General features: G+C 56.6%; 19 protein-coding genes, 1 tRNA gene and 1 pseudogene. 13 read left to right on the forward strand and 8 right to left on the reverse strand.

The genetic code is table 11. From position 1 onward, the window contains the following. The first annotated feature begins 3 nt into the window (after window positions 1-3). The gene (locus ABJM11_RS14450; RefSeq protein WP_348295619.1) at window positions 4-1470 is read left to right on the forward strand and encodes an ABC transporter permease; all 1467 of its coding nucleotides are present in this window, start codon (window positions 4-6) and stop codon (window positions 1468-1470) included. 145 nt (window positions 1471-1615) lie between these two features. Further along, window positions 1616-2209, forward strand: coding sequence for a hypothetical protein (locus ABJM11_RS14455; protein WP_348295620.1), 594 nt, complete (start codon window positions 1616-1618; stop codon window positions 2207-2209). A gap of 11 nt (window positions 2210-2220) precedes the next feature. On the opposite strand, the gene ABJM11_RS14460 is transcribed toward ABJM11_RS14455, so the two are convergent. Together ABJM11_RS14460 and ABJM11_RS14465 are read right to left on the reverse strand one after the other, a co-directional pair. Continuing rightward, window positions 2221-2526: a hypothetical protein gene (locus ABJM11_RS14460; RefSeq protein ID WP_348295621.1), complete on the reverse strand. Its 306-nt coding sequence runs from the start codon at window positions 2524-2526 to the stop codon at window positions 2221-2223. 69 nt (window positions 2527-2595) lie between these two features. Continuing rightward, window positions 2596-3078 carry a hypothetical protein gene (locus ABJM11_RS14465; protein ID WP_348295622.1) on the reverse strand — a complete coding sequence of 161 codons (483 nt, stop codon included), beginning with the start codon at window positions 3076-3078 and terminating at the stop codon, window positions 2596-2598. Between the two features lie 122 nt (window positions 3079-3200). On the opposite strand from ABJM11_RS14465, the gene ABJM11_RS14470 reads away from it, so the two are divergent. The 3 genes from ABJM11_RS14470 (at window position 3201) to ABJM11_RS14480 (ending at window position 5455) form a co-directional block, all read left to right on the forward strand. After that, complete coding sequence (locus tag ABJM11_RS14470) at window positions 3201-4121, forward strand: ABC transporter ATP-binding protein (protein ID WP_348295623.1); 921 nt, start codon at window positions 3201-3203, stop codon at window positions 4119-4121. 15 nt (window positions 4122-4136) lie between these two features. Beyond that, the gene (locus tag ABJM11_RS14475) at window positions 4137-4898 is read left to right on the forward strand and encodes an ABC transporter permease (RefSeq protein WP_348295624.1); all 762 of its coding nucleotides are present in this window, start codon (window positions 4137-4139) and stop codon (window positions 4896-4898) included. Window positions 4899-4963: 65 nt separating this feature from the next. Then, the gene (locus ABJM11_RS14480) at window positions 4964-5455 is read left to right on the forward strand and encodes a DUF192 domain-containing protein (protein WP_348295625.1); all 492 of its coding nucleotides are present in this window, start codon (window positions 4964-4966) and stop codon (window positions 5453-5455) included. A gap of 6 nt (window positions 5456-5461) precedes the next feature. On the opposite strand, the gene ABJM11_RS14485 is transcribed toward ABJM11_RS14480, so the two are convergent. Further along, window positions 5462-6253 (reverse strand): enoyl-CoA hydratase, encoded by a 792-nt coding sequence (locus ABJM11_RS14485; protein ID WP_348295626.1) that lies wholly within the window; start codon window positions 6251-6253, stop codon window positions 5462-5464. Window positions 6254-6380: 127 nt separating this feature from the next. On the opposite strand from ABJM11_RS14485, the gene ABJM11_RS14490 reads away from it, so the two are divergent. Further along, window positions 6381-7847, forward strand: a complete 1467-nt coding sequence (locus tag ABJM11_RS14490; RefSeq protein ID WP_348295627.1) for a patatin-like phospholipase family protein — start codon at window positions 6381-6383, stop codon at window positions 7845-7847. 4 nt (window positions 7848-7851) lie between these two features. Beyond that, window positions 7852-8724, forward strand: coding sequence for a DMT family transporter (locus tag ABJM11_RS14495; RefSeq protein WP_348295628.1), 873 nt, complete (start codon window positions 7852-7854; stop codon window positions 8722-8724). Between the two features lie 39 nt (window positions 8725-8763). On the opposite strand, the gene ABJM11_RS14500 is transcribed toward ABJM11_RS14495, so the two are convergent. Continuing rightward, window positions 8764-8850: transfer RNA gene (locus ABJM11_RS14500), tRNA-Leu, on the reverse strand. An 86-nt stretch (window positions 8851-8936) separates the two neighbouring features. Next, the gene (locus tag ABJM11_RS14505) at window positions 8937-9560 is read right to left on the reverse strand and encodes a class I SAM-dependent methyltransferase (protein WP_348295629.1); all 624 of its coding nucleotides are present in this window, start codon (window positions 9558-9560) and stop codon (window positions 8937-8939) included. 187 nt (window positions 9561-9747) lie between these two features. Between ABJM11_RS14505 and ABJM11_RS14510 the strand changes: the two genes are divergently transcribed. Genes ABJM11_RS14510 through cydC form a run of 4 tightly spaced genes read left to right on the forward strand, consistent with a single transcriptional unit; the run spans window position 9748 to window position 15462 of the window. Continuing rightward, window positions 9748-11178: a cytochrome ubiquinol oxidase subunit I gene (locus ABJM11_RS14510; RefSeq protein WP_348295630.1), complete on the forward strand. Its 1431-nt coding sequence runs from the start codon at window positions 9748-9750 to the stop codon at window positions 11176-11178. A gap of 2 nt (window positions 11179-11180) precedes the next feature. Beyond that, window positions 11181-12182, forward strand: a complete 1002-nt coding sequence (gene cydB, locus ABJM11_RS14515; RefSeq protein ID WP_348295631.1) for a cytochrome d ubiquinol oxidase subunit II — start codon at window positions 11181-11183, stop codon at window positions 12180-12182. Next, window positions 12183-13853, forward strand: a complete 1671-nt coding sequence (cydD, locus tag ABJM11_RS14520) for a thiol reductant ABC exporter subunit CydD (RefSeq protein WP_348295632.1) — start codon at window positions 12183-12185, stop codon at window positions 13851-13853. It abuts the gene before it with no gap. Next, entirely contained in the window at window positions 13846-15462 is a 1617-nt protein-coding gene (gene cydC, locus ABJM11_RS14525) for a thiol reductant ABC exporter subunit CydC (protein ID WP_348295633.1), read from the forward strand. Before cydD ends, cydC begins: the two co-directional genes overlap by 8 nt. A 7-nt stretch (window positions 15463-15469) precedes the next feature. Here cydC and ABJM11_RS14530 read toward each other — a convergent pair whose 3' ends face one another. Continuing rightward, entirely contained in the window at window positions 15470-16711 is a 1242-nt protein-coding gene (locus ABJM11_RS14530; RefSeq protein ID WP_348295634.1) for a saccharopine dehydrogenase NADP-binding domain-containing protein, read from the reverse strand. A 27-nt stretch (window positions 16712-16738) separates the two neighbouring features. After that, window positions 16739-17164: a hypothetical protein gene (locus tag ABJM11_RS14535; protein ID WP_348295635.1), complete on the reverse strand. Its 426-nt coding sequence runs from the start codon at window positions 17162-17164 to the stop codon at window positions 16739-16741. 126 nt (window positions 17165-17290) lie between these two features. On the opposite strand from ABJM11_RS14535, the gene ABJM11_RS14540 reads away from it, so the two are divergent. Together ABJM11_RS14540 and ABJM11_RS14545 are read left to right on the forward strand one after the other, a co-directional pair. Further along, the gene (locus tag ABJM11_RS14540; RefSeq protein WP_348295636.1) at window positions 17291-17620 is read left to right on the forward strand and encodes a hypothetical protein; all 330 of its coding nucleotides are present in this window, start codon (window positions 17291-17293) and stop codon (window positions 17618-17620) included. An 18-nt stretch (window positions 17621-17638) separates the two neighbouring features. Then, the gene (locus ABJM11_RS14545; RefSeq protein WP_348295637.1) at window positions 17639-18100 is read left to right on the forward strand and encodes a hypothetical protein; all 462 of its coding nucleotides are present in this window, start codon (window positions 17639-17641) and stop codon (window positions 18098-18100) included. Window positions 18101-18155: 55 nt separating this feature from the next. Here the strand turns inward: ABJM11_RS14545 and ABJM11_RS14550 are convergent. After that, window positions 18156-18335, reverse strand: a pseudogene (locus ABJM11_RS14550) (electron transfer flavoprotein subunit alpha/FixB family protein); the annotation flags it as partial.

Consider the following 18335-nt stretch of genomic DNA (forward strand, 5'->3'; position numbering starts at 1 on the left):
TTTATGTTGTCATCGCCAACCGTAAAAGCCAGCCTGATCTTCACTGCCATTGCCCTGGTGGGACTGGTTTTTGCCGATATAGCGATTACTGCGGCCAACCCCTGGAAAGACCTGGGGCGGTTTTTCCTTGGTGTTGTAACTCCGGATTTTTTCAGTACCGAAGGGCTGGCTACCGCACTGCTTCGAACCGTTGCGTTTGCGTTCGTGGGTGTGGCTCTGGGCAGCGTGTGCGGATTTCTGCTGGCATTGGTTTACCGTGCCTATCCGGTACGGATTTTCTGCGCCTTTATCAGGGCCATCCATGAACTTTTCTGGGCCCTGATTTTCCTCCAGTTTTTTGGTTTCCACCCGTTGACAGGGGTACTGGCGATTGCCATTCCCTACTCCGGTATTTTTGCCAAGGTCTATTCCGAGATCCTGGAAGAAGCAGACCCGGAGCCGGGGCGCCTGCTACCCCCGGGAACCGGCGTAATTTCCGCGTTTCTTTTCGCCCGAATCCCGGACTGCTGGGTACAGATGCGCACCTACACCGCCTACCGCCTGGAATGTGGCCTCAGATCAAGCGCAATCCTGGGCTTTGTAGGCCTGCCCACACTCGGTTTTTACCTGGAATCCGCCTTCTCCCAGGGGCACTACTCCGACGCCGGCGCCATGCTGATCCTGTTCTATGTGCTCATTGCCACACTGCCGCTGTGGGTTAAGCCAAAACTGCTTCCGGTGTACATTCTCGGGGCCCCATTTTTTCTCGGTGAGGGCATGCCCATCGTCTGGGGCAACGTAACCCGCTTCTTTACCCAGGATATTGTACCCTCCCCCCTGAAGAACGAAGAGGGCTGGGCCGGTATGGCGAACTGGCTGGGCGACCTTTTCGTCAACCAGGCGCTGCCCGGCATCTGGAATACGGTGATACTTACCCAGATAGCGCTGGTTGCCACGGGCATTATTGCGCTGCTGGCATTCCCTTTAATCTCTACCCATTTCGGTGGACCAGTAAGGCGGACGAGCGGCCACGTGTTCCTGGTTATCCTGCGTTCAACGCCCGAATACATCCTTGCGTACATTCTGCTGCAATTGTGGGGGCCGTCCATGCTGCCTGCTGTGGTAGCGCTTGCCTTGCATAACGGCGGCATTATTGGCCACCTGATCGGACGCCAGTCGAGTTCCATTCGCCTGCGGCCAGACGCCCCCTCAGGTCTTGACCGATACACCTATGAGCTTGTCCCCCGTATTTACCGGTCGTTTCTGGCGTTCCTGTTCTACCGGTGGGAGATCATCATGCGGGAAACCGCCATTCTGGGCATCCTGGGAATCTATACACTTGGTTTCTATGTTGACAGTGCTATCCAGAATATCCAGTTCGACAAGGCCATGGTGCTTATCCTGATAACCGCCTCCCTGAACATCGGTGTCGACATACTCGGACGGTTTATTCGCAGGAAGCTTGCCCTGCAGACCATGCCTACCTGCTAGGCCCGCCCCCTTTCAATGGTTACCACGTCACAGTTCCGCAGTCTCGGGGCCTGATTCGCCCCCGTTTCCTTCTTGCACCTGGATACATTTGGTTACAATCTGGATTACGGATGTAACAGTCACTCCCAGCTAACCCGGAACGCCTATGACACCCAGCTTCGTTTTACTGATCGAATTAGGGCTTATTGCTCTGTTATTGCTGCTTGCCTTTCGAATGCTGACACTGGTTCGAAATGACCCTTTCGAGCCAGCAACCGCGGCCTACGCAGAACTCGCGACACAAGCCCCTGCCCCGCAGCCGGTCAAGCCACGGGGATTCAGTGCTGGCCGCGGCTTCGCCAGTCAGGGACTGGATAAATGCGAGCTGATCACCCGGTTGCATATACTGCTGAGCATTCAGGAACGGCATTGCCGTGAAAAGGGCCTGGAACTCGACACAGCCCCACACGCCGTAAAGGAATACGTTGCTGCCTGGCTCTATGGCGCCGCGTGTTCTTTGTGTGACAAATCACAACGCCACTCAGGTGCTCTGGTCACCCTGGTAAGTCAACTTGCCAACCGTAAAACCGGCCTTCGACAGCCCGAAGCGGTACAGGTGCTGTCAACGCTGACTGGCAGCGCTACCTTGTTGGCCTGTTTCCGATATGGTGTGGAGGGGGCGGAATACTGGAATGAACACCGCCACGTGCCGACGGCCTGCAGTCTATACAGCGCCATTACGTCCAACGCATTTATCTGAACAGGGCTGGTTCAGAGGCGGGTTGCAGATTCTGCCAGGGCCCAGTCCGTTCCAAGGTCCCGGGCTTCAACGGTTTCCGGGGCATCGGCGGGTGCGCCTGTGATAGCTGGCCTGGAAAAGCTGCCATCGTCCAGGCGCTCCATACTGTCTACATCCACAGATCTTACGATATAGCTCTTGCCACCACACTCCACCCTGGAGCGATGGGTTAAACCGAAAATAAAGCGACAATAATCCAGCTTCAACTGAAGCAAGTCCTGTTCCGCTTTCTGTATTTTCCGGAGCAGAACCTTTTGTACGCTATCGCCATAATCCATATGTGCTTCCCTAGCTAATCATTGCAGTTCAGTGATTTTACACAATCCTGATCGGCTGTCATCCCATCGTCAGGCACTGCCCTCTGCCTTGAAGATCAGTGTCACCGGCATATCGAGCTTGGTATCCATGCCCGTTTGCAGGTCTATTCTCCACGTCATTTCCCGGTCGGTGGTGCAATACGGCGCGGTAAAACGGGCTTCCCAGAGTTCGCCGCTGCCATCCGCCGCTACCCCTGCCCTGGTCATCGGTACAGGATATTCCCCCATGTACATGGATTCGCCCCGCAGCACGGCCAGCAACCTCTCCGGGTTCATGTTGGTTTTTACCGACAGCCGGTACTCTGTACCTTCAGCCTGAACACCATCTTTCACCAGATGAGCATCCCAGTGACTGCCCTGTTGCGTCCACCGACACGTATCATAGAGCACGTCACACTTTTCGACGCTCTGAGCGGAGCGGCTTTCGGCATCCAACATGAGCCAGCGCGGGCCAAAAAGGCCAAGGGCCACGACACCTGCAATGGCAATTAAGGCCACAAGCGCTCTCAACACAACCAACCCTCCAAAGTTAATGGAGCATTATGGGGATTATTGCTGCCAAGGCAAAGCTTTCTAAACCAGTACCGGTCATGAGAAAATACCGCGCTTTGATTCACCACCAACAGGATAAGCCCGTGCAACCGGACATCTCCGTAAAGCACCTCAACAAAGTCTATGCTGATGGTTTCAGTGCTCTCAAGGACATCAACCTGGATATCGAACCGGGTGAAATTTTTGCGCTCCTGGGCCCCAATGGTGCCGGCAAGACCACATTGATCAGCATTATCTGTGGCATTGTGAATCTCTCCGACGGGGAGGTAAAAGCGGCGGGGTACGACATCGTCAAGGATTACCGCAAGGCCCGGGAAAGCATTGGCCTGGTCCCCCAGGAGCTCAACACGGATTCGTTTGAAACCGTCTGGGACGCCGTTTCATTCAGCCGGGGCCTGTTCGGCAAAGCACCGGCGCCCGCCCATATCGAGAAGGTCCTCAAGGATCTGTCACTGTGGGACAAGCGTAATAACCGCATCATGTCGCTGTCCGGAGGTATGAAACGCCGCGTGATGATTGCCAAAGCGCTGTCCCACGAGCCTCGTATCCTGTTCCTTGACGAGCCAACCGCCGGGGTGGATGTGGAGCTGCGTCGCGATATGTGGGAAATGGTCCGTAAGCTCAGGGAAGACGGTGTCACCATTATCCTCACCACCCACTACATCGAAGAAGCTGAGGAGATGGCAGATCGCATCGGTGTTATACGCCACGGTGAAATCATCCTCGTTGAGGACAAAACGCAGCTAATGACCAAGCTAGGTAAAAAGGAACTGCGCCTGCACTTGCAAAGCCCGCTTGCAGAGATACCGGGGGAACTGATACTGGAACCGGTGGATCTGTCCGGGGACGGCTACGAGCTCGTTTACACCTTTGACTCCCAGCAGGAACAGGCCGGAGTGGCAAAGTTACTGCGCACACTGGGCGATCTGGGCATTGAGTTTCGCGATATCCAGACCAGGGAAAGCTCCCTGGAAGAGATTTTCGTGGGCCTGGTCAATAAATAACGCGGGAGTGATGTAATGAATCTGTACGGTGTCCGTGCAATCTACAAGTTTGAAATGGCCCGCATGCGGCGCACCCTGATGCAGAGCGTGGCTTCGCCTGTTATCTCAACGTCCCTGTATTTCGTGGTGTTCGGCTCTGCCATTGGCAGCCGTATGGGGGATATCGACAATATCAGCTATGGCGCCTTCATCATTCCCGGACTGGTGATGCTGTCCCTGCTGATGCAGAGCATCTCCAATGCCTCTTTTGGCATCTATATGCCGAAGTTCTCCGGCACCATCTACGAATTGCTGTCTGCGCCCGTATCCTACATGGAAGTGGTGCTGGGCTATGTGGGGGCGGCTGCCACCAAGTCGGTGATACTGGGCGTGATCATACTGATAACCGCCAGGCTGTTCGTGGATTACGACGTGCTGCACCCGTTCTGGATGTTCGCGTTCCTGGTGTTGACCGCCATCACCTTCAGCCTGTTCGGGTTCATTATCGGCATCTGGGCAGACGGGTTCGAAAAACTCCAGATTGTACCGCTGATGATCGTTACGCCACTCGTCTTCCTGGGTGGCACCTTCTACTCCATCGATATGCTGCCGGAAGTGTGGCAGACCATCAGTCTGTTCAATCCGGTGGTGTACCTGATCAGTGGCTTCCGTTGGGCGTTCTACGGGGTGTCTGACGTGCATGTGGGTATCAGCGTGGGCATGACCTTGTTGTTCCTCACCGCCTGCTTGGTGGCGGTGTGGTGGATTTTCAAAACCGGTTACCGGTTACGTTCCTGATGAACACTCGGACGCCGGCGCACAGGTCGGCGGGTCTGACCAGGATGGAGGGTCGGGTCACGCGGATGGCTCGTCCCACGCGGATGGCTCTTCTCGCGCTGACCGCTCTGCTGTTCTCTGGTTGCCTCGCAGCGCTTCCGGACAATGACTTCTTGCCGGTGAAACAGGCGTGCCTGATAGCCGATCAGCAGGCGATTCCCATTACCCTGGAGATCGCCAGAAGCTCTGAGGAACGCAGCCGTGGGCTGATGGAGAGAGCAAGGCTGGCAGCGGATGCAGGCATGTTGTTCGTATACAGCAGCCAGCGGCGTGCCGATCACGGATTCTGGATGTATCGCACTCTGATTCCGCTGGATATTGCCTATATGGACCGCAACGGCGTTATCGGCGCCATACAGCAGATGCCTCCGTGCCCATCGGATCGCGGTAGGGATTGCCCCACCTATCCGGCAGGAGTGCCGTTCTACCTCGCCCTCGAAATGAACTATGGCTATTTTGAAAGCCATGGCATTGATGCAGGGGACCGGCTTTCCCTGGAGTCGTCAGACTGCCACTAGGCAGGATTATTCGTCTTTCCAGTCCGGGGCGCGCTTGTCCAGGAATGCACAGATACCCTCCCTGGCATCGGCAGCCTGCAGATTATTGGCCATTACTTCCGACGTGTAGTCGTAGGCCTCGGCCAACCCCATTTCCATTTGCCGGTAGAATGCTTCCTTCCCTATTTTGAGAGTGAAGGCTGATTTCCCCGCAATGGTAGCGGCAAGACGGTAAACACTTTCATCCAGCACCTGCTCATCCACCACCTGGTTCACCAGGCCAATCCGCTCAGCCTTGATAGCACTCACCATCTCGCCAGTCAGCAACATTTCCATAGCATGTTTGCGGGGCACATTGCGAGACAACGCCACCATGGGCGTTGAGCAGAACAGACCAATATTGACGCCCGGCGTGGCAAAACGCGCTGTATCCGCCGCTACCGCCAGGTCACAACTGGCCACCAACTGGCAGCCAGCTGCGGTTGCAACACCAGCTACACGGGCAATCACCGGTTTGGGCAGATTTACGATCTGCTGCATTACCCTGCTGCACAGGTTGAAGAGTTTCAGCTGAAATTCATAGCTGCCGAGTTGGTCACGAACTTCCCTCAGATCATGCCCGGCGCAGAATACCTGCCCGGCTGCAGCAAGCACCACCACGCGAGTCTCCGCGTCGCCCGAGACAGCCTCAAGCTCTGCCGACAAGGCTTCCAGCATGGCCATAGACAAGCTGTTACGGCGTTCCGGCTTATTCATCGTGAGCGTGGTAATGCCGTTTTCTGTATATTTTTTTACCAACACATCGGTCTGATCGCTCATCATACCCCCCCTATGTCCGCTCTGATGGCGGACAATCTCACAGATTTTGCAGTATCAGTCAGCTTAACAGAAGTGTCGAAGCGACTTTGGTCGGAGTATTCGGCTCTCCTGATGTATCCTGTAGACCATGAGCGAAATAAAGAAACAGCGTCGGATACTGGAAAAGCAACTCACCAAAGCCACGTCCTATGAGCAATGGCTTGCCACCGCCAGCGAGCTGGATGACCTGGAAGGCACGTTGGCGTGGCGGGAAGAAGGCGGTTGCGAACTACTGCATGAAGCACTGATTCGCGAACACATTGACGCAATGGTGCACTACAGAAGAAAAGGCGACACTCGCGCCCTGACACGCGTGTTGCAGGAAAGCCTTTACCGCCATCTGGGTGAAATCGCCAACCCGGACCTCTATGCAATTGCCTGGACCGGCACCAAGTATCTGGTCACTGAGTTCCTGGATGAAGTGGAACGCTCCATGTACTTCATCTGCGATCACGACATGCCCGGCATTACCGACCAACAGAAACTCCGCCTGTTCAAGGATGCCGAGCGTGTCTACGGCCGCCCCGCCTTGATGCTCAGTGGCGGCGCGGCTTTTGGCATCTACCACATCGGGGTCACCCGTGCGCTCTGGCAACAAGGCCTGCTGCCAGACGTTATTGCCGGGTCCAGCATGGGCGCCATCGTAGCGGGGGCAATCTGTACACGGAACAACGAGGAGCTCGAGCGCTTCTTCAACCAACCCGGAGAGATACATCTGGACGCGTTTCGCTGGCTGGAGCCCGCCAGAATCTGGCGGAAGCGCCACGCCATGGACCAGACACAGCTGCTCCATCACATTCATACCAACATCGGCAGTACCAGCTTCAGGGAGGCCGCCGAGTGCAGCGGCCGCACTCTGAATATATCGGTATCGCCCACCAGAACGCGCCAGAAACCCCGGCTGCTGAACAACCTGGCTTCACCCGAGGTTCTGGTGGATTCGGCTATCCTGGCGTCGTGCGCGGTACCTGGCATTTACCCACCGGTAACGCTTCAGGCCCGGGACAGTGATAAGGGAAAGAATGGCAGTAAACCCTATATGCCCACAGAGCGCTGGATTGACGGCAGTGTACACGGAGACCTGCCCCTGATGCGCATGGCGCGGCTTCATAACGTAAACCGCACCATCGTCAGCCAGGCCAATCCACACGTCCTGCCGTTTATAAGCCATCACCACGAACGCGGCCCGAGCGCGTCTGCCAAACAGGCAGCGGCGTCACTGTTGCACGCACAGGTGGCCACCACCCTGCAGCTTACCCGTAACAGCTGGTCGTCGACGATACTGCGCCCATTACTCGAACAGGCCCATGCCATGGCCACTCAGACCTATCTGGGCGATATCAATATCCAGTTCCCGTTCCAGCCGTTGCTGTATCGCAAGGTGCTCACCAACCCCAGCCGGGCGGACCTGGAAATGTTTATCAGGCTTGGGGAGCAGTCCACCTGGCCACGCCTGGCCATGATCCGGGATCAGACCCGCATCAGCCGCACCTTCAGCAACTGCATAGCGTGGCTGGAAAAGGCCTGCGCCACCACCGACATGACCGGAGAATAACGGTTTGCAGACCACACGGATAAAAGGCCTGACCATTGCGGCGCTGGGTGTGCTGTTTATTGTTCCGGATGCCCTGCTGGTGAAGATTACTTCGGTGGAACCCGTGATATTCCTGTTCTGGCGGGGCCTTTTGCTGGCCATCAGCTTCCTGGTGATCAGCTGGCTGAGATACCGTTCCCGCCTGACTACAGAAATCAGGCGCTGTGGGCGCAAGGGCCTGTTCTGTGCCGGCGCCTTCGCGGTCAGTACACTCGGGTTCGTTGTAGGCATGAAGAATACCGCCGCCGGCAACGTACTGGTTATCCTCAACACCGCCCCGGTCATCGCTGCCCTTATCGCCTGGCTGGTCTGGAAGGAAACCCTGCCCTGGCGCACCTGGGTTGTCATTCTCGTGTGCGTTACCGGCGCAACGTTCATGGCGATCGGCGAATGGGGCAAAGGCGACCCACTGGGGCTGATGATGGCCGGCATTGCGGCCACGGCCCTTGCCTCCAATCTCAACGTGGCCCGCTCCCGCCCCGACTGCGATATGAGTGTAATGCTGATGTTTGGCGCACTGGCGCTGGCCATCGTGGCAGCGTTCATGGGAGGCGCGCAGACTCTTTCGCCACGGGATGGATTTTTCATCGCCCTGCTCTGCCTGGTATTCCTGCCAGCAGCCTGCATTCTTATTCAGATTGGCCCCCGATACATCCCCGCGGCGGAAGTCAGCCTGATGTTGTTGCTGGAAACCGTGCTGGGCTCATTCCTGGTATGGCTGTTTCTGGATGAGGTACCGCCAAACCTCAGTCTGATAGGGGGCGTGATTGTGTTTTCTGCACTCGCCACCCACGGCTGGATCGAGGTAAGGCGCTACAGGCAGGCACGGGTGACCTAGGGCAAAGCCTGAGGTTGAGTGATGATTTGGTCAGAATAATGGTGCCCGGAGCCGGAATCGAACCGGCACGACCATAAGGTCGAGAGATTTTAAGTCTCTTGTGTCTACCTATTTCACCATCCGGGCATTCGGAGGGAGTTTTGAGGGGCAGGATTGTATAAGGCCCTGCCCGGTAACGCAATTGGGTTTATAAGGATGGTTTTCCAACCGCACTACCCTGGACGCTCTGCCCTGCCTTTGTAGATATAACCCGCGAACCTGGGGGCCTTTGGCATGTAGAGGTTTTCCAGTTCGGTAATTTCGAACCCTGTTTCGCGGATGAGCTCTGCAATGGGGCGGTTGAGGTGGCAGCCGCCGGCGATTTTCTTCCAGGCGGGGGTAATACGGTGTTGCCATTTGCGCACCGTTGCGTCCGGAGCCTGGCCGTGCTCCAGGAACAACAGTTCGCCGCCGGGCCTGAGCACCCGTTTCATCTGTTGCAGGGCTGCATGCCAGTCGGGAATCGTGCACAGGGTGAAGGTGAGCAATACCGTATCCACGCTCTCATCCTGAAGGGGGATTTTCTCTCCGGGAAGATCCAGCCACTCCACAGTAACCGGGGACCGTGACAGGTTGGGCAATGCCTTGCGCCGCATCCCTTCGGATGGTTCCAGACCATAAACCAGGCTGACAGTTTCCGGGTTGTAGAATTCCAGGTTGATACCGGAGCCCATGCCCACCTCCAGCACCGTGCCGGAGGCCCGGGGCACCACCTGGCTGCGCAGCTTCATTACCTGCCCTACCGAGCAGGTGCAGTCGATAATGTGCGGCAGTATCCGTTCATCGTAAAAGCCCATCATTTTCACCATACTTGTTTTAAATCAATGGGTGCGACATTCTGTCCCTTGGTTTTATTCATGTTACGAGTAGCATGGTAATCATCTGCCGGCATAAACAACACTACAAAGCCAGAGAAGGCAGCGGCCAAATGGGTTCGTAACGCTCGTTTTTTCGTGTTGACCGTAGTGTCCGGAGGTTTCCTGCATGGAACTTGATCCCCTACTCCTGTCGCGAATCCAGTTCGCGTTCGTGGTGTCCTTCCACGCCATCTTCCCTGTTTTTACGATCGGGCTGGCATCCTATATCGCCGTGCTTGAGGGTCTGGCCTTCAAAACCGGCAATCCTTCCTGGGTAAAACTCTCCGCCTTCTGGACCAAGGTGTTTGCGGTGGTGTTTGGCATGGGCGTGGTCTCCGGTATTGTAATGTCCTTCCAGTTCGGCACCAACTGGAGCAACTTCTCCCAGGCCTCTGCCAACTTCCTTGGGCCAATGCTGAGTTATGAAGTGGTGACGGCCTTCTTTCTCGAAGCCGCTTTTCTTGGCGTATTGCTGTTTGGCCGCGACAAGGTTCCTCCCGGTGTTCACCTGCTTGCTGCGATTATGGTCGCGGTGGGCACCTTCATCTCGTCCTTCTGGATTCTGTCCGCTAACAGTTGGATGCATACCCCGGCAGGCACTGAGTTCCGGGACGGTGTGTTCTACGTAACTTCTTGGAGTGAGGCGATTTTCAATCCCTCTTTTCCTTATCGCTTTGCTCACATGGTGCTGGCTTCATTCCTTACCGGCTCTTTCGTGGTGGCGGGTGTGAGTGCCTGGTATTTGCTAAAAGGTCGGGAAGTTGAAACAAATCGCAAAGCGCTGTCAATGTGCCTTTGGTTATTGTTGTTTATTGCTCCAACCCAGGCGGTTGTGGGCGATTTCCATGGCCTGAACACCATGGAGCACCAGCCTGTCAAGGTGGCTGCCATGGAAGGCAATTGGGAAACCTCTCGCAACGTGCCGCTGCTATTGTTTGCGATTCCGGATCAGGAAAACCAGACCAACCATTTTGAAGTTGGCATTCCCAGCCTGGCAAGCTTCATTCTGACCCATGAATGGGATGGCGAGGTGCCCGGGCTGAACGAAGTGGCGGTGGAGGAGCAACCACCAGTGGCGATTGTGTTCTGGTCCTTCCGGGTGATGGTTGGCCTTGGCCTGCTGATGATTGTGTTTGCCCTTGCAGGCCTGATGTTGCGGGCCGGGGGTCGCTACTGGCAAACGCCCTGGTTCCTGCAGGGTTTGCGGTTGATGAGCATCACACCTTTTATTGCGGTGCTGGCCGGCTGGTTTGTAACGGAGATTGGCCGCGCTCCGTGGCTGGTATATGGGCTGATGACCCATTCAGAAGCTGTCACGCCATCACTGACGGGCGGTATGGCCCTGTTTTCACTGATTGGCTACATCGTGGTCTATGCGTTGGTGTTCAGTGCGGGGGTCTATTATTTGATGCGGGTGTTATATGTAGGGATGGAGAATAGCTACATGGATGAAGAACCCAACGCGGACCGACCCAAACGCCCATTTTCTGCCGCCCATGTATCTTTCGAGTTTGACGATAACAGCACGGAAAAGCCATTTAACCAGGGGAGGCACTGAGTATGGAAATCGTTGATCTGGTTCTGATCTGGGCCTTCATCATTGGTTTTGGCGTCATCATGTATGTGGTGATGGATGGCTTCGACCTTGGCATGGGTATTCTCTTTCCTTTCGCACCGACGGAGGAAGACAGGGACACCATGATGAATTCCGTGGCGCCGGTCTGGGACGGTAACGAAACCTGGCTGGTGCTCGGGGGTGCCGGCCTTCTGGCTGCGTTCCCCCTGGTTTACTCCATTGTCTTGCCTGCGCTCTACATTGGTGTCTTCCTGATGCTGGCGGGCCTGATTTTCCGGGGTATAGCGTTCGAATTCCGCTTTAAGGCCAATACCTCGCGGTATCTCTGGAACTGGGCCTTTGCAGGGGGTTCTACCGTGGCAGCGTTTGCCCAGGGCGCGGTGGTTGGCTCATACATACAGGGCTTTGAGGTAACCGACGGAGTTTACTCCGGTGCCGCGCTTGACTGGCTGACCCCATTCACTGTTCTAACGGGGTTCGGGCTGTTGGCCGGCTACGCCCTCCTTGGCTCCACCTGGTTGATTATGAAAACCGAAGACCGGCTTCAGGAGTGGGCTTACAGAATCACCATTCCATTATTGCTGGTCGTACTGGCGGTGTTCGCCATCATCAGCGTGTGGACGCCGTTTGTGGATGAGATGGTAAAAGACCGCTGGTTCTCCAACATCACCATTATCTGGATACTTCCGGCACTCACCCTGATTTGCGCCTTCCAGATTTTCCGGTCAGTGCGCAACCGCTTCGAGGGTATGCCTTTTGTGGCAACTCTGGGCCTGTTCATTTTCACTTACCTGGGGTTGATTGTCAGCCGCTGGCCTTACGTTGTGCCGCCAGACATCACCCTATGGGATGCAGCTTCCGCGTACGAATCCCAGTTGTTCCTGTTGATTGGCCTGGTGTTTGTAATACCAGTGGTTCTGGCCTACACCGCCTGGACCTACTGGGTGTTCCGCGGCAAGGTCCGCGCCGGCGAGGGTTACCACTAAGTGGCAGAACAGGCCACTGCCCGCGCCTGGCTGGGCGGGCTTGCAGCCCACGGCCGCCCATTGATACTGGCCACGGTGTCCGCAGGCGTGGTCGTGGGGCTTGCAACCATCGCCCAGATGGCATTTCTGGCAGGCATTGTCCACCAGGGTATTGTCGCCGAGGTGCCGGTTGAAGAGCTTTCCCTGTTGTTCACCGGCGCCGTCGCCGCCATTCTGGTCAGGGGGCTGGCTCAGGGCCTCCAGGCGCGGTTCGCGGCCCGCTGCAGTCGTAAAGTGCGAAGCGAGGTCCGCCATCAGGTAAACCGTTGCTGGCAGGCTACCGGCCCCGTTGCCATGGGGCAGGTTTCGGCTGGTACCCTGGCGCGGGAGTGGCTCGACCATACCGATGCCCTGCATGGCTATTTCGCCCGTTTTCTTCCCCAGATGATTCTGGCGGTCGTTGTTCCGCTGCTGGTTCTGGTGGTTGTGTTCATGCTCGACTGGCTTGCAGGCATATTCCTGTTGCTATCCGCCCCGCTCATTCCCCTGTTCATGGCGCTGGTGGGTATGGGGGCGGAAAAGCTGAACCAGCAGCATTTCCAGACTATCAGCCGGCTGTCTGGTCAGTTTCTGGACAGAGTTCGCGGGCTGACCACCTTGCAGTTGTTCGGTCAGACCGGACCCTCGGCAGAAATCCTGCGCCAACGCTCCGATGATTACCGTCGCGTTACCATGAAAACCCTGCGGATCGCCTTTCTGTCCTCTGCCGTACTTGAGTTCTTCTCTTCGGTAGCGATTGCCGTAGTGGCAATCTATATTGGCTTTGGCTTGCTGGGCTATATCACGTTTGGCCCGGCAGGGGATCTCACCCTGTTCTCCGGGTTACTGGTGCTGCTGCTGGCGCCCGAGTTTTTCCAGCCTTTACGCCTGCTGTCACAGCATTATCACGACCGTGCAGCCGCGATAGGTGCTGGCGAAGAGCTTGTGCAGCGGCTACACGGCGTTGACGGGGCCGGTCCGGCTGCGCAGGCCCCCTTCCGCCCTCAGGCGCCGGATCTCGTTTCAGGGCGGGACATCTCGCTGGCCTATGATCGTGATCGACCGGTGCTCGACCAGGTGTCCCTGGAGATCAGAAAAGGTGATGTTATTGCTCTCACAGGCCCGTCCGGGGGTGGCAAGTCCTCGTTACTGTATCTGATCGCGGGTTTTATGCAGCCCGATCACGGCAGACTCTCGATATTCAGTGCTGCACCAGGTGAACAGCCCTTCGGATGGCTCGGGCAGTCTCCGTTCCTCGTCCACGGCACCTGGGCTGACAACCTGAGACTCACCACGCCGGAGGCAACGGACATTGCCATAGAAGCCGCATTACGCCAGGTGGGCCTGGGGGATCTACTCAACAATCGTAAACGAGGCATTTACAGCAGGATCACGGAGGACGGCCAGGGGCTTTCCGGCGGGCAGGCCCGCAGGCTGAGTCTCGCCCGGGTGTTCGTTGCCAATTACGACCTCATTCTGCTTGACGAACCCACTGCCGGGCTGGACAGCGACAGTGAGATCTACATTCTTGAAGCACTCCACAAACTCGCCCTGGCCGGTAAGACGCTGATTTTTGCCACTCACCACCAGGCGTTGCTCACCCTCGCAAATCGCACCCTTCTGGTAACAGAGGGAGGTGTGCACGATGCGTGAGCTCTGGCCGTGGCTATCCCTGATATTCCGGCGCCCGGGCCGATTGGCGGTCGGTGGCCTTCTGATTCTGATCACCTTGTTGACTGGCATGGGGCTGCTGGCATTGTCTGGTTGGTTCATAACTGCAACTGCCCTCACCGGTCTGTTGTTGGCCGCAGGTGTGCAAGCGTCACTCAATCTTTATGTTCCCGGCGGAGGCATACGCTTTTTCGCAGTCGCCCGCACGGTTGCCCGTTACGTGGAGAAAGTTTATAACCATGACACAGTGCTGCGCCTGCTGACGGATATACGGGTTGCACTATTTGAGCGCCTCAGTCACACCGCACGGAACCGAAGGAATGCCTTGCGAGGGCCACAGTGGCTGTCCAGGCTGACCAACGATGTGGATGCACTCGACACCCTTTACCTCCGCCTGATCGCGCCCGCAGCGCTGGCAGCGCTGGTAACCGCCATGCTGGTTGTGGTGGCCTGGGTGTTTTATAGCAAGGCCCTCGCCATTGGCCTGCTGATAACGCTGTTACCGGCATTTCTGGTTGCAACCGTTGTGGTTTATCTGCGTACCCACCACCTGGTCTATCGCCAGACCGATGCTCGCGAAAGAGCACGAACAGACGTTATTGAGCACATCGAAGGCTTTGCGGAGCTGACTGCAGCGGGCCGTACTGGCAAACACGCAGCACTGTGCCTACGCCAGGCCGACCAGATAGCCCGCAATGACTCCAGGGCCGACACCCGCACTGGCTGGAACCTGGGACTGACACAGGTGATGGTTAACCTCTCAGTTCTACTGGCCCTTTGGATGGGCCTGCAGCTATTTCAGCAAGGGTTCATAACCGGGCCAGTGGTGGTGTTATTACCGGTAGCCTTGCTGGGACTCCTGGAAGTTTACTCAATGCTTCCGGATGCGTTTGCCCGGCTGGGTGGCACCATTGCCTCCGCAGCAAGGCTGAATCGTGATTGCTCGGTGGACTCCACCTCCGGGTCAGGGGCCAGCCAGGCTCCGACAGCTCCCGGCCATGCCCTGGAACTTGAACAGGTTACGATCCGTTTCGGCGATCACTCCCCTGTCATCAGCCGTTTTGACCTTGCGGTGTCAAGAGGCGAATGGGTAAACGTGATTGGCAGTTCGGGTGCGGGCAAGTCATCACTGGCCGAGATGATGGCTGGCCTGGAAGAACCAGCGTCAGGCTGTGCACGTCGTATTGCGTCAGCGTATCTCACGCAACAGACGGTGCTGTTCGAAGATACACTCAAAGCCAACCTGCTCATTGGCAGGCCAGATGCCTCTGATGCCGATCTCTGGCGGGTTCTGGATCTGGTAGCCATGGCCGATCGTTTTACCCACGAAGCCACCCAACTCAACACCTGGCTGGGCTCAATGGGCAGTCAGCTTTCAGGCGGGGAAGCCCGGCGTATTGCGCTGGCACGGGTACTTCTGAACGAGGCGCCGCTGGTTATTCTGGATGAGCCGTTCACCGGCGTGGATGCCGAAACCAGAAACACGATTGCGGCAGGCATGAAGCAGTGGCTGGACGGGAAAACGGTTATAGCGCTGGGGCACGCGCCGGAGGCATTGCCGACCCCCGACCGCACCCTCCGGCTCAGCTAATGCCGGCTCAGCTGGTTTCCTGTACCTCGAACGTCAGGCCCGCTTTGGTTGTCAGGCGCTCGAAGAGTTTGCCATCCAGCAGTGATGAAGGGGTCCAGAAGCCACCCTGTTTGTCGGCATCAACATCAAAGGCAAGGCTCATCCCGGCTTCACCCAGCATCTTGCCCGTGGAGCCATAGCCGGGATCACGGTCGCCAGTCACCCTGGTTTTGATGGTTTTGCCGTCGGCGGTTTTACCCACGAAACGCAGATCGTAAAAGCCGTTTTTCTGGGCCTCCGGGCTTGGCCCCTCGCCTGGCTTGGGCACGAACTTTTCCACCACCCAACGTGAAGGCTTGAACGCCGAAGCGGTAAAGAACCCTCCCAGGGCCCCGGTGATGCCATAGGCTGCAAGACGGCCCTTCATGCCGCGCCCTGTCATCATCGCCTCGTCGTAAGTGAACTCTTTTCCGTAACGGGCATTCTGAAGGGCGTTGGAACGGTGAACTATCCGGGTGTTGATAGCACCCATCACGAATGGCGCCAGCCAGACGTCAAAATCCTTATCGTACTCAGCACCCTTCAGGCTCGGCTGGCGGGTTCTGGAGCGGTGATCAGGCGGGCAGATGGAGAAGGGGTTGGCCAGCTCCTTACGCAACTTCGGGTCCGCAGCGGCCTCTTTGGCTACATTCATCATGCTGGCCACTGTGCCGCCGGAGAACTCGCCCTTGGCGACTTTCACCCGCATGCGAACATCCTGGCAAGGCGCTCCGAAGGTTTTTTCAGCCTGTTCCTGCAGAAACCAGACACCCATGTCCGAAGGAATGGAATCAAAGCCGCAGCAATGGACAATACGGGCCCCAGAGGCTTTTGCTGTCTCTTCGTAGGTTTCCACCATCTTGCGAATCCACTGCACCTCACCGGTCAGATCGCAGTAATCCGTGCCGGTTTGAGCGCAGATTTTCACCAGCGGTTCGCCATAAAGGGCGTACGGACCTACCGTAGAGATCACCACGCGGGTCTGATCGCACATGGCTTGAAGAGCGCTTTCATCGCTGGCGTCCGCTACGATCGTTGGCAGGTTCGCTGCGCCCTTGCCGAGGCTCTGCTTCAGCGTACTGAGCTTGTTCTCGGAACGGCCACCGATCGCCCAGCGAACATCCTTGTCTACGCCATAGCTGTCAAACAGGTAGCCCGTAAGAATTTGCCCCACGAAACTGGTGGCACCAAATACCACGATGTCATAGGTGGTGTCAGTCTTTGTGCTCATTGGTTGTCCTTAATCCGTCAGTATCCGTCATGAATTAGCGGCGCGGGCTCGGGCTGCTTTCGCGCCCATCAGTACCAGGAACAGCGCAACACCGAGGCCCCAGAAGCCGTTGAGTATCAGGCCTCCAACCCAGGTCTGGGCCGACACGGCGAGCCCCTTGAGCGGGAAGACCACCAGCATCGCAACGGCCGTTGGTCCGATGGCGCCTACTATTACATTCCCCAACCAGAACTTAAAGCCGTTCAGTCGCGCCAGAAGCGCCCAGAGCATCAGCCCCCAAAGTCCACCAAAAAATGCGAGCGAGAACACAGCAGGCACGCCCAGAGGCGGCACCGGGTTCATATTGAATGGTGCTGCAGGCACCATGCCTGCGAAGTAGAACAGTGCAAAAAGGCCCTGATGAAAAATAAGTGTAGCGAGAAAACCACTGACAAACGCTTTTAGCCAATTCATGTCATTATCCTTACGGTTGTTTCCCTGGAAATTGCGACAGAAACGTCGCACCGGCCAATCGATTCAACCAGCCGATACTGCACACTCTGTCAGGATTGATAAACCCGAACCCCGGAGGTTACCCCATTGAACACCCTGCTTCTGGTACTGAGCCTCATACTCGCCATTGTCAGCGGCGGCCTGTACTGGCGAGTGCACCGTCAGCAAAAAGTGATCGAGGCCGCGCTGGCTGAAAGCTATGGTGCTGATAATACACGGGATCCGGAGATGATACTTACGCTCCGCGTACGGGATCCGATTGCCCTGGCGAAGCGGGAATCCAAATCGGCCCGCATGCTGGCAGACCGGCTTCCTGTTATGGTGAAAAGACTGGTTTACCAGGAAGTGATGAAGGAACTCGAAATGGAGCTGGCGGAACGGGAAATAGACGTGGAAATGAAGCTGGAATACCGATAGGAGGCACCAGAAGCCATTATGGACACACCCACCCTCCTCTGTCTGATTGCTACTGCAGCAACGACCGGGTTTATCGTTTCCGTCACCAGGCAGCAGGCCCGTAACACCCGTAACCTCAGACTGCTGAGAGCGCATCAGATTTCTGCCCACAGTCACCTGCAGAAAAGTCGCATGGAGCTGATGGAAACTCGCAATCGCGCCAGGTTGCTGGAGGAAACCATCAAGAGTGGCACCAGTGCGGTGGAGAAGGTACACAAGACCATAACCACCACAACATTCAGCCTGATTGATCGCTTTTCAACCAGTGAGGAGTTTCGCGAGAACGCTCGCCGTGCCCGGGAAAGTCACGATCAGACCAGCGACCAGATCTATCGCACCCTGCAAACCACCAACAAGGCCCTTCATATCCTGGCGGATTCGCTGTTTATTGGTAAAAAAGAAAAGAAACTGACAACGCGTAAAAATCCGAAAGACGAATAAACCGGAGCAAACAAAAAAGGCACCCGTAGGTGCCTTTTGCCGAAAAATCAGAAAGTTACATAACTTTCTTCAATTCTTCCTCAAGTTGCGGAATCGCTTCGAACAGGTCCGCGACCAGACCATAATCCGCTACCTGGAAGATCGGCGCTTCTTCATCCTTGTTGATCGCAACGATCACCTTGGAGTCAGACATCCCGGCCAGGTGCTGGATGGCCCCGGAGATACCAACAGCGAT

The sequence above is a fragment of the Marinobacter sp. genome (assembly GCF_039977835.1).
Lineage (GTDB): Bacteria > Pseudomonadota > Gammaproteobacteria > Pseudomonadales > Oleiphilaceae > Marinobacter.

What these genes read in the sequence shown, in the direction of transcription:
- ABJM11_RS14530 (WP_348295634.1), bottom strand. Translation starts at nt 16,711, where the DNA reads ATGAGCACAAAGACTGACACCACCTATGACATCGTGGTATTTGGTGCC.
- cydC (WP_348295633.1), top strand. Translation starts at nt 13,846, where the DNA reads ATGCGTGAGCTCTGGCCGTGGCTATCCCTGATATTCCGGCGCCCGGGC.
- ABJM11_RS14485 (WP_348295626.1), bottom strand. Translation starts at nt 6,253, where the DNA reads ATGAGCGATCAGACCGATGTGTTGGTAAAAAAATATACAGAAAACGGC.
- ABJM11_RS14545 (WP_348295637.1), top strand. Translation starts at nt 17,639, where the DNA reads ATGGACACACCCACCCTCCTCTGTCTGATTGCTACTGCAGCAACGACC.
- ABJM11_RS14450 (WP_348295619.1), top strand. Translation starts at nt 4, where the DNA reads ATGTTGTCATCGCCAACCGTAAAAGCCAGCCTGATCTTCACTGCCATT.
- ABJM11_RS14490 (WP_348295627.1), top strand. Translation starts at nt 6,381, where the DNA reads ATGAGCGAAATAAAGAAACAGCGTCGGATACTGGAAAAGCAACTCACC.
- ABJM11_RS14455 (WP_348295620.1), top strand. Translation starts at nt 1,616, where the DNA reads ATGACACCCAGCTTCGTTTTACTGATCGAATTAGGGCTTATTGCTCTG.
- ABJM11_RS14475 (WP_348295624.1), top strand. Translation starts at nt 4,137, where the DNA reads ATGAATCTGTACGGTGTCCGTGCAATCTACAAGTTTGAAATGGCCCGC.
- ABJM11_RS14510 (WP_348295630.1), top strand. Translation starts at nt 9,748, where the DNA reads ATGGAACTTGATCCCCTACTCCTGTCGCGAATCCAGTTCGCGTTCGTG.
- ABJM11_RS14505 (WP_348295629.1), bottom strand. Translation starts at nt 9,560, where the DNA reads ATGGGCTTTTACGATGAACGGATACTGCCGCACATTATCGACTGCACC.
- cydB (WP_348295631.1), top strand. Translation starts at nt 11,181, where the DNA reads ATGGAAATCGTTGATCTGGTTCTGATCTGGGCCTTCATCATTGGTTTT.
- ABJM11_RS14460 (WP_348295621.1), bottom strand. Translation starts at nt 2,526, where the DNA reads ATGGATTATGGCGATAGCGTACAAAAGGTTCTGCTCCGGAAAATACAG.
- ABJM11_RS14480 (WP_348295625.1), top strand. Translation starts at nt 4,964, where the DNA reads ATGGCTCGTCCCACGCGGATGGCTCTTCTCGCGCTGACCGCTCTGCTG.
- ABJM11_RS14535 (WP_348295635.1), bottom strand. Translation starts at nt 17,164, where the DNA reads ATGAATTGGCTAAAAGCGTTTGTCAGTGGTTTTCTCGCTACACTTATT.